The 13,308-nt window shown below is 74.5% G+C and carries 13 protein-coding genes; 7 read left to right on the forward strand and 6 right to left on the reverse strand.

What is annotated here, in order from left to right:
- Nucleotides 1-6 precede the first annotated feature (6 nt).
- Entirely contained in the window at nucleotides 7-891 is an 885-nt protein-coding gene (locus tag G8D98_RS02085) for a YegS/Rv2252/BmrU family lipid kinase (protein WP_166098400.1), read from the forward strand.
- A 21-nt stretch (nucleotides 892-912) separates the two neighbouring features.
- Complete coding sequence (locus G8D98_RS02090; protein WP_166098403.1) at nucleotides 913-3,720, forward strand: DEAD/DEAH box helicase; 2,808 nt, start codon at nucleotides 913-915, stop codon at nucleotides 3,718-3,720.
- A gap of 13 nt (nucleotides 3,721-3,733) precedes the next feature.
- On the opposite strand, the gene G8D98_RS02095 is transcribed toward G8D98_RS02090, so the two are convergent.
- Nucleotides 3,734-4,678 carry a 5'-3' exonuclease gene (locus G8D98_RS02095; RefSeq protein ID WP_229661698.1) on the reverse strand — a complete coding sequence of 315 codons (945 nt, stop codon included), beginning with the start codon at nucleotides 4,676-4,678 and terminating at the stop codon, nucleotides 3,734-3,736.
- A gap of 86 nt (nucleotides 4,679-4,764) precedes the next feature.
- On the opposite strand from G8D98_RS02095, the gene G8D98_RS02100 reads away from it, so the two are divergent.
- Both G8D98_RS02100 and G8D98_RS02105 read left to right on the forward strand, forming a co-directional pair.
- Nucleotides 4,765-5,187, forward strand: a complete 423-nt coding sequence (locus tag G8D98_RS02100) for an Lrp/AsnC family transcriptional regulator (RefSeq protein WP_166098406.1) — start codon at nucleotides 4,765-4,767, stop codon at nucleotides 5,185-5,187.
- The gene (locus G8D98_RS02105) at nucleotides 5,184-5,756 is read left to right on the forward strand and encodes a DinB family protein (protein ID WP_166098410.1); all 573 of its coding nucleotides are present in this window, start codon (nucleotides 5,184-5,186) and stop codon (nucleotides 5,754-5,756) included. The genes G8D98_RS02100 and G8D98_RS02105 overlap by 4 nt, the downstream gene beginning before the upstream one ends.
- A gap of 10 nt (nucleotides 5,757-5,766) precedes the next feature.
- On the opposite strand, the gene G8D98_RS02110 is transcribed toward G8D98_RS02105, so the two are convergent.
- Nucleotides 5,767-6,726: an NAD(P)/FAD-dependent oxidoreductase gene (locus G8D98_RS02110; protein WP_166098411.1), complete on the reverse strand. Its 960-nt coding sequence runs from the start codon at nucleotides 6,724-6,726 to the stop codon at nucleotides 5,767-5,769.
- Between the two features lie 51 nt (nucleotides 6,727-6,777).
- Between G8D98_RS02110 and G8D98_RS02115 the strand changes: the two genes are divergently transcribed.
- The gene (locus G8D98_RS02115; protein WP_166098412.1) at nucleotides 6,778-7,350 is read left to right on the forward strand and encodes a helix-turn-helix domain-containing protein; all 573 of its coding nucleotides are present in this window, start codon (nucleotides 6,778-6,780) and stop codon (nucleotides 7,348-7,350) included.
- Here the strand turns inward: G8D98_RS02115 and ybaK are convergent.
- Both ybaK and G8D98_RS02125 read right to left on the reverse strand, forming a co-directional pair.
- Nucleotides 7,347-7,832 carry a Cys-tRNA(Pro) deacylase gene (gene ybaK, locus G8D98_RS02120; RefSeq protein WP_166098414.1) on the reverse strand — a complete coding sequence of 162 codons (486 nt, stop codon included), beginning with the start codon at nucleotides 7,830-7,832 and terminating at the stop codon, nucleotides 7,347-7,349. The genes G8D98_RS02115 and ybaK overlap by 4 nt on opposite strands.
- Nucleotides 7,833-7,857: 25 nt before the next feature.
- On the reverse strand, nucleotides 7,858-9,303 hold the full coding sequence (locus G8D98_RS02125) for a KamA family radical SAM protein (protein ID WP_166098416.1): 1,446 nt from the start codon (nucleotides 9,301-9,303) through the stop codon (nucleotides 7,858-7,860).
- Between the two features lie 87 nt (nucleotides 9,304-9,390).
- Between G8D98_RS02125 and kdd the strand changes: the two genes are divergently transcribed.
- Complete coding sequence (kdd, locus tag G8D98_RS02130; RefSeq protein ID WP_166098420.1) at nucleotides 9,391-10,443, forward strand: L-erythro-3,5-diaminohexanoate dehydrogenase; 1,053 nt, start codon at nucleotides 9,391-9,393, stop codon at nucleotides 10,441-10,443.
- 6 nt (nucleotides 10,444-10,449) lie between these two features.
- On the opposite strand, the gene G8D98_RS02135 is transcribed toward kdd, so the two are convergent.
- Nucleotides 10,450-10,842 (reverse strand): nitroreductase family deazaflavin-dependent oxidoreductase, encoded by a 393-nt coding sequence (locus tag G8D98_RS02135; protein WP_166098423.1) that lies wholly within the window; start codon nucleotides 10,840-10,842, stop codon nucleotides 10,450-10,452.
- A gap of 37 nt (nucleotides 10,843-10,879) precedes the next feature.
- On the opposite strand from G8D98_RS02135, the gene G8D98_RS02140 reads away from it, so the two are divergent.
- Nucleotides 10,880-12,433: an amidohydrolase gene (locus G8D98_RS02140; RefSeq protein WP_205859669.1), complete on the forward strand. Its 1,554-nt coding sequence runs from the start codon at nucleotides 10,880-10,882 to the stop codon at nucleotides 12,431-12,433.
- Nucleotides 12,434-12,541: 108 nt separating this feature from the next.
- On the opposite strand, the gene G8D98_RS02145 is transcribed toward G8D98_RS02140, so the two are convergent.
- Nucleotides 12,542-13,141, reverse strand: coding sequence for a GNAT family N-acetyltransferase (locus G8D98_RS02145; RefSeq protein WP_205859670.1), 600 nt, complete (start codon nucleotides 13,139-13,141; stop codon nucleotides 12,542-12,544).
- Nucleotides 13,142-13,308 lie beyond the last annotated feature (167 nt).

Consider the following 13,308-nt stretch of genomic DNA (forward strand, 5'->3'; position numbering starts at 1 on the left):
CCCGCCATGACCCGTCTCGGGCTCGTCGTCAACCCGACCTCCGGGCGGGGCACCGGGGCCCGGCTCGGTGCCGTGGCTCTCACCCTCCTGCGGGCGGCGGGAGCCGACGTGCTCGACCTCTCCGCCGCAGACGCGGACGGGGCGCTGGAGCACGGGCGGGCCGCGGTGGCGCGGGGGGCGATCGACGCCCTCGTCGTCGTCGGTGGTGACGGCGTCGTCCACCTCGGCGCCAACCTGTGCGCCGGGACCGGCGTGCCGCTCGGGGTGGTCGCCGCGGGTACCGGCAACGATGTCGCCCGCGCCCTCGGGCTGCCGGTCCTCGACGCCCACGAGGCGGTCGCCCGGGTCCTCGAGGGTCGGACCCGTGCGGTCGACGCCGCCCGCTCGGGGACGGGGGAGCGCACGCGGTGGTTCGTCGGCGTCCTCGCCGGGGGGTTCGACGCGGTGGTCAACGAGCGCGCCAACCGATGGCGCTGGCCCAGCGGGCCGACGCGGTACACGCTCGCCGTCGCCCGCGAGCTGCAGGTCTTCCGCCCGATCCGCTACACGCTGACCCTCGACGGCCACCGGCGCGAGACCGAGGCGATGCTCGTCGCCGTGGGCAACGGCCCGACCTACGGCGGCGGGATGCGGGTCCTGCCCGAGGCGTCCTTCGACGACGGCCTGCTCGACGTGCTCCTCCTGCACCGCATCCCCGTCACCGAGCTCCTGCGCGTCTTCCCCCGGGTCTTCAGCGGTGGCCATCTCGACCACCCCGCAGTGGAGGTGGTCCGGGCCCGCACCGTCGCCCTGGAGGCCACCGGCATCGTCGCCTACGCCGACGGTGAGCGCTTCGGGCCCCTGCCGCTCGAGCTGGAGGTCGTCCCGGGCGCGCTGTCGGTCCTCGTGTGAGGCCTGACGTAGCCTGAGGCCATGGCCAGTCCCGCGGAGCGGTATGCCGCCGCAGCGGCCCGCAACCGGCGCTCCCGGGCCGAGCTGGGGCGATTCACCGCGAGCCTCGACTTCCCTCTGGACGACTTCCAGCTACGCGCCTGCGAGGCGGTCGAGGAGGGCAAGGGCGTCCTCGTCGCGGCGCCGACGGGGGCCGGCAAGACCGTCGTCGGCGAGTTCGCGGTCCACCTCGGGCTGGCCACCGGCCGCAAGACGTTCTACACGACGCCGATCAAGGCGCTCTCGAACCAGAAGTACCACGACCTCGTGCGCCGCCACGGCGCCGAGCACGTCGGGCTGCTCACCGGAGACTCGTCGGTCAACGGCGAGGCCCCCGTCGTCGTCATGACCACCGAGGTGCTGCGCAACATGATGTACGCAGGCTCCTCGACGCTCTCCGGGCTGGGGTTCGTCGTCATGGACGAGGTGCACTACCTCGCCGACCGCTTCCGCGGCGCCGTGTGGGAGGAGGTCATCATCCACCTGCCGGAGTCGGTGCAGGTGGTCTCCCTCTCGGCGACGGTGAGCAACGCCGAGGAGTTCGGTGCCTGGTTGGCCCAGGTGCGGGGCAACCACGAGGTCGTCGTGTCCGAGCACCGTCCGGTGCCGTTGTTCCAGCACATGCTCGTCGGGACGACGATGTTCGACCTCTTCGCCGGCAACCGGGTCAACCCCGACCTGCTGCACGCGATCCGAGGCGCCGAGCAACGCGGACGCTACGTCGAGGACGCCCGCCGCCTCGGTGGCGCGGGCGGGCGACGCGGCGGCCGTGGCCGGCGCGACCGCACCCCGCCGCGCGGCCCGGGCGGGGGAGGCGGGGGCCGCGGTTTCGCGCGGGGCAGCCGTCCCGGCGGCGGCGCCACCCGGGCCGAGGTCGTCGCCGACCTCGACCGCGAGGGGCTGCTCCCGGCGATCACGTTCATCTTCAGCCGGGCCGGCTGCGAGGCCGCGGTGGGCCAGCTGCTCGCCGCGGGCATCCGCCTCGTGCCCGACCGCGAGGGCGACCGGATCCGTCGCCTCGTCGAGCAGCGGGTCGAGCCGCTCGCCGAGGAGGACCTCGGCGTGCTCGGCTACTGGGACTTCCTCGAGGGCCTCGGCCGCGGGTTCGCGGCGCACCACGCCGGGATGCTGCCGCTGTTCCGCGAGATCGTCGAGGAGCTGTTCACCGAGGGCCGGATCCGGGCCGTGTTCGCGACCGAGACCCTCGCCCTCGGCATCAACATGCCCGCGCGCACCGTGGTCCTGGAGAAGCTCGTCAAGTACAACGGCGAGGCGCACGTCGACATCACCCCGGCCGAGTACACCCAGCTCACCGGGCGGGCGGGCCGCCGCGGCATCGACGTCGAGGGGCACGCCGTGGTCCAGTGGACCCGCGGGATGGACCCGATGGCCGTCGGCGGGCTGGCCTCCACCCGCACCTACCCGCTGCGCTCGAGCTTCCGGCCCACGTACAACATGGCGGTCAACCTCGTCGCCCAGGTCGGGCGTGAGGTCGCCCGCGAGGTGCTCGAGACCTCCTTCGCCCAGTTCCAGGCCGACCGGTCGGTCGTCGGGCTCTCGACCCAGCTGCGCAAGAACGCAGAGGCGCTGGAGGGCTACGCCGAGGCGATGCACTGCGACCTCGGGGACTTCCGCGAGTACGCCCGCATCCGGCGCGAGCTGGGCGACGCCGAGAAGGACGGCCGCAGGGCCCGCGCCGCCTCGCGCCGCGCCGAGGCCGCCGTCTCGCTGGAGCGGCTGCGCGTCGGTGACGTCATCCGGATCCCCGCCGGGCGGCGGGCGGGCTGGGCCGTCGTGGTGCAGCCCGCCCGCACCGCGAAGGGCACCCCCACCGGGCCAGGAGTCGTCACCGAGGACCACCAGTTCCGCCGGCTCACCCTCGTCGACGTGCCCGAGCCCGTCGAGGCCCAGGCGCACGTCACCGTGCCCCGGCAGTTCAACCCCAAGTCGCCGAAGTCCCGCCGCGACCTGGCCACCTCGCTACGGATCGCCACGCCGCGAGGCCTCGAGGACGCCCCGTCACGCCGGCACCGCACCGACCCCACGGCCGGCGACACCGAGCTCGTCGACCACCTGCGCCGCCAGCTGCGCGACCACCCCTGCCACGAGTGCCCCAAGCGCGAGGACCACGCCCGCTGGGCCGAGCGCTGGTGGCGCCTGAGGCGCGAGACGACAGGGCTCCAGCGGCGCGTCGAGGGGCGCACCAACACCGTCGCGCGCACCTTCGACCGGATCTGCGAGGCCCTGGAGTCCCTCGGCTACCTCGCCGAGCGTGGCACCGTCGTCACCGAGCGCGGTGAGCGCCTGCGGCGGCTCTACAGCGAGCGGGACCTCCTCGCCGCCGAGTGTCTGCGCCACGAAGTCTGGAAGCGCCTCGACGCCCCCGGGCTGGCGGCCGCGCTGTCGGCCCTCGTCCACGAGCCACGGCACGAGGAGGCCGACGTCTCCCCGCGGATGCCCACCGAGGACGTCGCGGAGGCCGTGCACGCCACGGAGCGGCTGTGGTCCCGGATCGAGGACCTCGAGACCGAGCACGACCTGCCGTCGACGTCGGTGCCCGACGGAGGGATGGCGTGGATGGTGCACCGCTGGGCCTCGGGTGGTCGGCTCGAGGACGTCCTGCGTGGCCAGGACATGGCCGCCGGGGACTTCGTGCGCCGGTGCAAGCAGCTCGTCGACCTCCTTGACCAGGTGGCCGACGCCGCCGGCGACGCCGAGCTGCGGCGCACGGCGCGGCGGGCGGTCGACGCGGTGATGCGCGGGGTGGTCGCCGCCGACCGGCTGGACTGAGCGCCCGGCGGTCTCAGGCGAGCCCGAGCGCCGTGAGCAGCCGCCCGACGGGGTTCTCCAGGCCGTAGCGGGCCGTGAGCTCGTCGAGGGCCATCCGGTCGGCCACCTGCGCGGGCAGTGCCAGGTCGAGCTGCGGGACCGGGGCGTCGCGGACGACCCGCACGACGCGCGGCGCCACGTCGAGGTAGTCCGCGGCCGCCTCGAGGTTGCTGCGGCGCGCCCCCCGGATCGCGGGGTCGCCCTGCGCGACGGCGCGGCGCAGGGCGGCCAGCGACCCGTACTCCGTGACCAGGGCCGATGCCGTCTTGTCCCCGATGCCCTTGACGCCGGGCAGGCCGTCGCTCGTGTCACCCCGCAGCACCGACATGTCGAGGTAGGCGTCGCCGTTCGGGACGCCGTACCGCTCGCGCAGGAAGGCCTCGGTGACGACGTCCGGCTCCCGCACGCCCCCCTTGCCCGTGTAGAGCACCCGGACGGCGTGCGCGTCGTCGACGAGCTGGAGCAGGTCGCGGTCACCGGTGACGATGTCGACGGGCATCACCCCGTGGTTGCGGGTCGCGAGCGTGCCGATGACGTCGTCGGCCTCGTGGTCGGCCGCGCCGACGCGGGCCAGGCCGACGGCGGCCAGTGCCTCGCGGATCACCGGGACCTGCGGGGTGAGGTCCTGCGGGCTCTCCTCGACGGCGTCCGAGCCCTCGGTGAGCCGGTGGGTCTTGTACGTCGGGAGCAGGTCGACCCGCCACTGCGGGCGCCACGCCTCGTCCCAGCAGGCGGCGAGGTGCGTGGGCCGGTGGGCCGTGAGCAGGGTGGAGAGCATGTCGAGGAAGCCGCGCACGGCGTTCGTCGGCGCCTCGCCCGTGCTGCCGCGCCGGTCTGGGACCCCGTAGAACGCCCGGAAGTACAGCGACGCGGAGTCCAGGAGCATCAGCCTCGGCAGGCGTCCTTCGTCCGGCGGCATGGCGGTGAGCCTACGCGCGGCGTCCACGGGGTCCACCTCGTGGCGCGGCCTGGGCCCCTCGGAGGGCCCCGGTTACGCTGGCGCCCGTGGAAGACCTCGACCGGCGGATCGTCGACCTCCTCACCGAGGACGGCCGGATCAGCTACACCGACCTCGGCAAGGCGCTGGGGATGTCCACCTCCGCCGTCCACCAGCGCGTGCGACGGCTCGAGGAGCGGGGGGTGGTCCGGGGCTACACCGCCAAGGTCGACCACCGGGCCCTCGGCCGCGCGCTCACGGCCTTCATGTCGGTGACCCCGCTGGACCCGGCCGAGCCCGACGACGTGCCCGACCGCCTCGAGGGGATCGAGGAGATCGAGGAGTGCCACTCCGTGGCCGGCGACGAGAACTACATCCTCAAGGTCCGGGTGGCCACGCCGGCCGACCTCGAGGAGCTCATCGCCCGCATCCGCGGGGCGGCCCACGTCTCCACCCGCACCACGGTGGTCCTCTCGACACCGTGGGAGTGAGCCTGCCGCCGGGGACGGCGAGCGACCTCCACCACTACCTGCAGCAGGGCCGTGACGCGGTGCTGCGTGCGCTCGACGGGCTCCCGGAGTACGACGCCCGGCGCCCTCTGACGCCCACGGGCACCAACCTGCTCGGCGTCGTCAAGCACCTCTCCGGCGTCGAGATCGGCTACCTGTCGCGGTCCGTCGGCCGTGCGGCACCGCCCCTACCGTGGGACGAGGACGGCTCGGTGTGGGAGGGCGGGGACATGTGGGCCCGCGCGGAGGAGACCCGCGAGGAGGTTCTCGGCCGCTACCGGCGGGCCTGGGCACTCTCGGACTCCGCGCTGGCGAGCCTGCCGCTGGACCACCCGGCCGAGCCCCCGTGGTGGCCTGCCGAGCGCCGGCGGACGACCTTCGGCCACCTCGTCGTGCGGGTCGTCGCCGAGACCGCACAGCACGCGGGGCATCTCGAGATCCTGCGCGAGCAGCTCGACGGCCAGGCCGGCCGGGACCACGACATGCTCGACGCCGCCGGCTGGGAGCGCTTCGTGGCGCGCATCCAGGCGGCTGCCGACGCCCACCGCTGAGCGGCACCCGTCAGGACCCCGCGACCCGGCGCTCCTGGTCCTCGGCGACGAGCTCGGCGTTGACGAGTGCGCCCACCCGCACTCCGGCGGCCGCGGCCATGACGACCTGGGCCATCGGGTCGGCGACGTTCCCCGCGACCCACACCCGCGGGACGCTCGTGCGGCCCATCGCGTCGGCCTCGACGTGCCGCGCGACGACGCTGCCGGCCATCTCGAGCTCGGCAGTGCGCACCCCGAGGTCGGCGAGCACGCCCGGGCGTGCCTCGACCACCGACGCCACCGCCACCGCGTCGGCGGGCACGACCCCGCGGGCGGTCCGCACCCCGGTCAGGACACCGCCGTCGCCGAGGACCTCCAGCGCGGGACCCTCGAGCACCGGGACACCGAGCACGGACAGCCGCTCGCGGGCGGCGGTGTCGAGGGCGTCCGGCTCGTGCGCGAGGACGCTCAGCCGGTCGGTGAGCTGGCCGAACAGGCCGGCCTGGTGGAGGGCAGCGGGTCCGGTGGCCAGGAGGAGGACCCGGGAGCCGCGGACCTCCCAGCCGTGGCAGTAGGGGCAGTGGACGACGCCGCGCCCCCAGTGCTCGCGCAGCCCGGGCACCTCCGGGAGCACGTCGCGGGCACCGGTGGCGACGACGAGGTGACGCGCCGACCACGTGCGTCCGTCCGCGGACCGCACCTCGAAGCGGTCCCCGTCCCGCGAGCTGCCGACGGCCTCGGCGGACACGACCCGCCCGCCGTAGGACGCCAGCTCGGCTCGCCCGCGGGCCAGGAGCTCGCCCGGAGGGAGACCGTCGTGGCCGATGAGGCCGTGGACGCCCGCGGCGGGCGCGTTCCGCGGCGCGCCGGTGTCGAGGACGAGAACCGAGCGCAGCGAACGGGCGAGCACGGTGGCGGCCGAGAGGCCGGCGGCGCCGCCGCCGACGACGAGGACGTCGAGGGTCGTGGGGGAGGTGGTCGGTTGGGTCATGCCGGCGACCCTGCGCCCCCGCCCCACCCTCCGGCAAGGTAGGTTGCCGGGATGGCAAATCTGGACCCGGAGGCGGTCGGTGCCCGGCTGCGGACGGTGCGCACCCGTCGCCGGATGACCCTGGCCGAGGTCTCCGGCGACACGGGGATCTCGGTGAGCACGCTCTCGCGCCTGGAGTCCGGCGCCCGCCGCGCGACGCTCGAGCTGCTCGTCTCGCTGGCCCGCACCTACCGGGTCAGCCTCGACGAGCTCGTCGACGCCCCGGCCACGGGTGACCCCCGGGTCAACCTCAAGGCCACCGAGTACCCGCACGGCAGCGTCATCCCGCTGACCAACCGGGTCGGTGGGCCGCGGGCCTTCAAGATGGTGCTGCGGCCCGACGGGCGGGAACCGGACCCACGCAGCCACGAGGGCTACGACTGGGTCTACGTCCTCGACGGTCGGCTGCGGCTGGTCCTCGCCGAGCACGACGTCGTCCTCGGGGTCGGCGAGGTGGCCGAGTTCGACACCCGCACCCCGCACTGGTTCGGCTGCGCCGACGAGCGGCCGGTCGAGCTGCTGAGCATCATGGGTCCCCAGGGTGAGCGGATGCACGTGCGCGCCCGGCCCCGGCGGGCCACCTAGCGCGCGATGTCCGCGACGGCGGCGCCGGTGACCCGCAGGAGGTCGGCGGGGGAGAGGCCGAGGTCGAGGCCCCGCCGTCCACCGGAGACGTACACCACCTCGAACAGCTCGGCGCTCTCGTCGAGCACGGTCGGCAGGGCCCGTCGCTGGCCGACCGGTGAGATCCCCCCGAGGACGTAGCCGGTGGAGCGCTCCGCTGCGGCGGGGTCGGCCATTGCGACCCGCTTGACACCGAGCGCGCTCGCCATCGCCTTCAGGTCGAGCGAGCCGGCGACCGGGACGACGCCCACCGCGAGGCCGTCGCCGGTGTCGACGAGCAGGGTCTTGAACACCTGCTCCGGGGGCAGGCCGAGCACCTCGGCGGCCTCGGTGCCGTAGGAAGGCGCCGAGGGGTCGTGCTCGTAGTGGTGCTGGGTGAAGACGACGCCGGCCGCCGCGAGGGCCGCGGTCGCCGGCGTCGCCGAGGAGGCTCGACGCGCCATGCGAGCGAGCCTACGGCCGGGTGGCTCAGGCCAGGTCGGCGGCCGAGCCCGCCCGGCTGGAGGCCGCACCGGCGAGCGCGGCGGCATGGGCGGCGTCGAGGTCCGTCGTGCGCCGCCACCAGTCCTGGCCCGCCTCGGGCAGGGTGTGGATCGGGTCGTAGTAGACGTACTCCCGCGAGAGCGCCTCGGCATCCTCACCCTCGATCGAGGTGCGGTAGTTCTTCTGCCAGAACGACATCCCGGTCGTCGTGTCGTAGCTGTGCACCTGGTGCACCCAGCGCTTCCCGACGTAGGGGACGTCGCAGACGATGCGCGGGGTGGCGAAGCCGGGGAGGTAGCCCATGATGTCGTGCTGGAGCTCCTGGGCCTCGCGCAGCGAGAGCCGCCAGTGCTCCGCGAACGGGATCATGTCGCACATGTAGAAGTAGTACGGCGTGACCCCGGCCTCGTCCTGGAGCGCGAAGCACAGGTCGAGCAGCGCCTCCGAGGAGTCGTTGACACCGCGCATGAGGACGCCCTGGTTGCGCACGTCCCGCACCCCGGCGGCGAGCATGGCACGCGCCGCGTCCGCGACGAGCGGCGTCACCGACTCCGCGCTGTTGACGTGGGTGTGGATGGCGAGGGAGACCCCCCGCGAGCGCGCCTTGGCGGCCACCCGGGCCACCCCCTCGACGACGTCCGGCTGCAGCCAGTGCTGGGGCAGGCCCATGAGCGCCTTGGACGCCAGCCGGACGTCTCGGACGGACTCGACGTCGAGGAGCCGGTCGAGGAAGCCCTCGAGGTTCTTCCACGGCATGTTCGCGACGTCCCCGCCGGAGACGACGACGTCGCGTACTCCCGGGGTGCGCCGGAGGTAGTCGAGCATCGCGGTGTGCCGGTCGACCGGCTTGCCGGCGAGCTTGAGCTTGACGACCTGCGGGGTCGAGGTGCCGACGAGGTCCATCCGGGTGCAGTGGCCGCAGTACTGGGGGCACGTCGGCAGCAGCTCCGCCAGCACCTTCGTGGGGTAGCGGTGGGTGAGCCCCTCGACGGCCCACATGTCGTGCTCGTGGAGGCTGTCGCGGGCCGCGAACGGGTGGCTCGGCCAGTCGGTGCGCCGGTCGGAGAAGACCGGCAGCATGTAGCGGCGCACCGGGTCGGCGTAGAAGGCCTCGGTGAACGCGGCGCCCGCCGCCGGCAGTGCCTCCTCGGTCGCGGGGACCATCGTGCTGAGCATCTGGGGGGTGACGAGCATGGCCATCGTCGCCCGCTCGGCCTGGTCGCGCTCGAGGTCGTCGTAGAAGCGCTCCTCGAGCAGGTCGCCCATGACGGCGCGCAGCTGCCCGACGTTCTTCACGCAGTGCGCCCGCTGCCACTGGGCGCTCTCCCAGTCCGAGCGGGTGACGTCGCGCCACCCCGGCAGCCGCGTCCAGTCCGGCTCGACGAGCACGCGGCGTCGGTAGGCGTAGGGCTGCTCGATGGTCGTCGCCATGCGTGGGAGGATACGAGACAGGTGTCGCTGATGTCCCGTTCCGGGCGCAAATACTTCGGTGGCGTGTCGGCTGTGAAGGAGATTTTCGTGCGGAGCACCCCGAGCTCGCCGGTGGGGCTGCACCGGGTCCTCGACCCGAGGGGGGCGGCCCTGCCCCAGGCCGCGAGGCGGCTCGACGCCTCACCGCAGCTGTGGCCGGACGAGGTCCGCATCGACGTCGAGACGCTCAACCTCGACGCGGCCTCCTTCCGCCAGCTGTCCGAGAAGCACGCCGGTGACGGCGACGCGGTGCGCGAGGAGGTGCTCGCGATCGTCGCCGAGCGGGGGAAGATGCAGAACCCGGTGACCGGGTCCGGGGGCATGCTCGTCGGCACGGTGGCCGAGGTGGGCCCGAGCTCACCCCTCGGGCTGCGCGTCGGCGACCGCGTGGCGACCCTCGTCTCGCTCTCGCTCACGCCTCTCGTCCTCACCGACGGGCTGCGTCGGTGGGACGGACGCTCGGAGCGGGTGCCGGCGACGGGCACCGCCGTCCTGTTCGGCCGCTCGATCGCGGCCCGGCTGCCCGAGGACCTGTCGGCCGACCTCGCCCTCATGGTCATGGACGTGTGCGGCGCCCCGGCGCTGGTGTCACGGGTCGTGGGCGAGTACACCGAGCGGGGGAGGGCGCCCGTCGTGGCCGTGCTCGGGGCCGCCGGCAAGTCAGGGTCCCTCTCGCTGGCCGCTGCCCGCGACGCCGGGGCCGGGCACCGGATCGGGGTGGTCCCGACCCGGGCAGAGGCCGATCTGCTGGCGGCGAGCGCCCTCGCCGACGAGGTCGTCGTCGCGGACGCCCGCTCACCCCTCGGTCTCTCGGAGGCGGTCGCGACCGCGGGTGGCCCGGCCGACGTCACGGTGGTGTGCGTCGACGTCCCGGGGTGCGAGCAGCCCGCGGTCCTCTCGACCGCTCAGGGGGGGACCGTGGTCTTCTTCTCGATGGCCACGAGCTTCGCGGCCGCCGCACTCGGGGCAGAAGGGCTGGCCGCGGACGTGCGGATGCTCGTCGGGAACGGCTACGTCCCGGGGCACGCCGAGCTCGCCGTCGACCTGGTGCGCCGCGACGACGCGGTTCGGGGTCTGTTCGAGGCGCGGCTCGCGGGCTGAGCCCGTTCAGGCGGGGGCGGTCTGCCGCACCGGCATCGCCACGAAGTGGTCGACGCGGGCGACGCCGAGGACGGTGCGCGCCAGCCCCGGCATCCGGGCCATGCCCTCCTCGGTCGTGAGGTCGCGTGGGGCTGCGAGGGTGAGCCACTCGCCGTGCATGCGCACCCGGCAGCCCTGTGCGGCCCGGACGTTGCGCAGCCAGTCGACGTCCGGGCCGTAGGTGAGGGCGAAGGTCAGCTCGTCGCCGTGCCGGAAGGCGTTGACGGGGATCCGGTAGGTGCGCCCGGAGCGGCGCCCGACGTGCTCGAGCTCGACGAAGGGGCCGTGCCCGGCGAGGTGGATCATCCCCTTGTTGAGGACGGCCTTGTTGAAGCGGGTGACGGCGCGGGGGAAGGCCATGCCCCCGACGGTACGCCCGACGCCTAGAGTGGCGGCCGTGCCGACGACCCTCTACCGCCGCGCGCGGGTGTGGAACGTCCAGGACGGGTCGGCCACGGCCCTGGTCGTCGGGGACGACGGCCGCATCGCCTGGCTCGGTGCGCAGGAGGAGGCCGACAGATACGTCGAGGCCGTCGACGCCGTCGTCGACCTCGAGGGCGCCCTCGTCCTGCCCGGTTTCGTCGACGCCCACGCACACGTCTCGCACACCGGGCTCGGCATGCGCGGGGTGGACCTTGCGGGAACCCGCACGGTGACCGAGGCCCTCGACCTCGTCGCGGCGGCCGCCCGGGCCACGCCCGCAGCCCCGGTGTTCGCCCACGGCTGGCAGGAGGAGGACTGGACCCGGGAGCGGGCGATGACCGCCGGCGAGCTGGACCGGGCGAGCGACGGAGGCATCGTCTACGCGTCCCGGATCGACGGCCACTCGGCCGTGGTCTCCTCGGCCCTCGCCGCCCGTGCGGGGGCGGACGCGCTCGACGGCTGGTCGGGCACCGGCTTCGTCGTGCGCGACGCGAAGAACGTCGCGTGGGCCGCCTTCGAGGCGGCTCGTTCCCGCAGCGAGCGGCGGGGGGACATCGAGGCCGCGCTGCGCGCCGCCGCCGGGATGGGCATCGTCGCCGTCCACGAGTGCGGGGGACCGCTGCTCACCTCCGCCGAGGACTTCGCGGACGTCCTCGACCTGGGCCGCCGACCGGGCCTGCCCTCGACCGTCGGGTACTGGGCGGAGCCGGTCACCGACGCCGAGCAGGCGCGCTCGCTCGCCACGGCGCACGGCGCGTTGGGGCTCGGCGGGGACCTCAACATCGACGGGTCGATCGGCTCGCACACCGCCCTGCTCCGTGAGCCGTACCTCGACGACCCCACATGCCACGGCACGGCCTACCGGGACGTCGCGGCCGTACGCGACCACGTCGCCGCCTGCGCCGTCGCCGGCGTGCAGAGCGGGTTCCACGTCATCGGCGACGCCGCTCTGGACCTCGTCCTCGAGGGCTACGTGCGGGCCGCGGAGCTCGTCGGTGCTGAGCGGCTGCGCGCCTCGCGGCCGCGCCTGGAGCACGCCGAGATGGTCGGGCCCGAGGGCATCGCGACGATGGCGCGACTCGGCATCGGGGCCAGCGTGCAGCCGGCGTTCGACGCCTACTGGGGTGGTCGCGAGGGCATGTACGCGGTGCGGCTGGGGCCCGAGCGGGGCGTCGCGACCAACCCGCTCGCCGGGTTCACCGGCGCGGGGGTGCGGCTGGCCTTCGGCGCCGACTCACCGGTGACGCCCTTCGGCCCGTGGGTGGCCGTCCGCGCCGCCGCCGAGCACCGGGACGAGGACCAGCGGCTCTCCGTGCGGGCCGCGGTACGTGCGCACACCGCCGGCGGGTGGGAGCTGGCGGGCCGGAGCGGGGGAGCGCTGCGGGTCGGCGAGCCGGCGACCTTCGCCGCGTGGTCGGTCGCCGACCTCGGGCCGGACGGCCTTCCCGTCCTCGGCGGGGGTGCACCGCTGCCCGAGTGCCTCCTCACCGTTGCCGACGGCGTCACCCTCGTCGACGCCCGCGGGTGACCACCGGCTGTCTGACGCACTAGAAGGCCAGGCGGTGGTGGGGTTCGGTGGTGCGGGTGGCGCCCGCGTTCGATGGTCGAGAGGAATCCACAGGAACTTCACTCGCGCTCAGCAGCTTTGGTCCAACCACTCCGAGCGAAGCATCGCGTAGGTATACCCGTCGACCCAGCCCAGCTCCGCGTGCCACGAGTCCTCCACACCGTGCTGCTCGCGCCGCATCCCGACCTTCTCCATGACGCGCCACGACCCCACGTTGTCCGCGAAGCATCCGGCCGTCACGCGGTGCACCCGCAGCTCGCGGAAGGCGATGACGAGCAGCTCCGCGGCGATCGTGGCGCCGTACCCGCGGCCCCAATGCTCCGGCGAGACGTTCCACCCGAGGAGGGCCTCCGCCTTCCGATGGCCCGAGCCGCGGTCCTGCCCCATGCCGTCCTTCACCTCGAGGTAGCCCATCGCCACCCGCTCGCCGCCGAGCAGGGCCACGAACGAGTGGTCGTCCGGGTCGAGCGGCCCGAGCAGCCGGGCACGCAGGTCGTCGGCGTCGACGTTGGTGCGCAGCAGCCATCGCGTGACCTCAGGGCGGTTGCGCCACGCGAGGATGGGGTCGACGTCGGCCGCGGTCGGCGGTCTGAGCACGAGTCCGCCCACGGCCCGAGGCCAGGAGACGGGGGAGGGAGTGCCGGGCGGGACGCCGGGGGAGTCGGTCACGCTGCCATCGAAGCAGCCGGCGGCTTCGCTCTCGACCGGGTTGTCGACCGGCCACCGCCGACGCCCTCCCACCACGGAGACACCGCGAACACAACATTCTGCGTCCGTGGGCCCTGGGAGCCGCAAGGTCTGCGGCAGGCTTGCTAGCGTGGCGCCGTGTCTCCACG

Origin of the sequence: Phycicoccus endophyticus (assembly GCF_011326735.1) — a bacterium.
In the GTDB taxonomy this organism is placed as follows: Bacteria; Actinomycetota; Actinomycetes; order Actinomycetales; family Dermatophilaceae; genus Phycicoccus; species Phycicoccus endophyticus.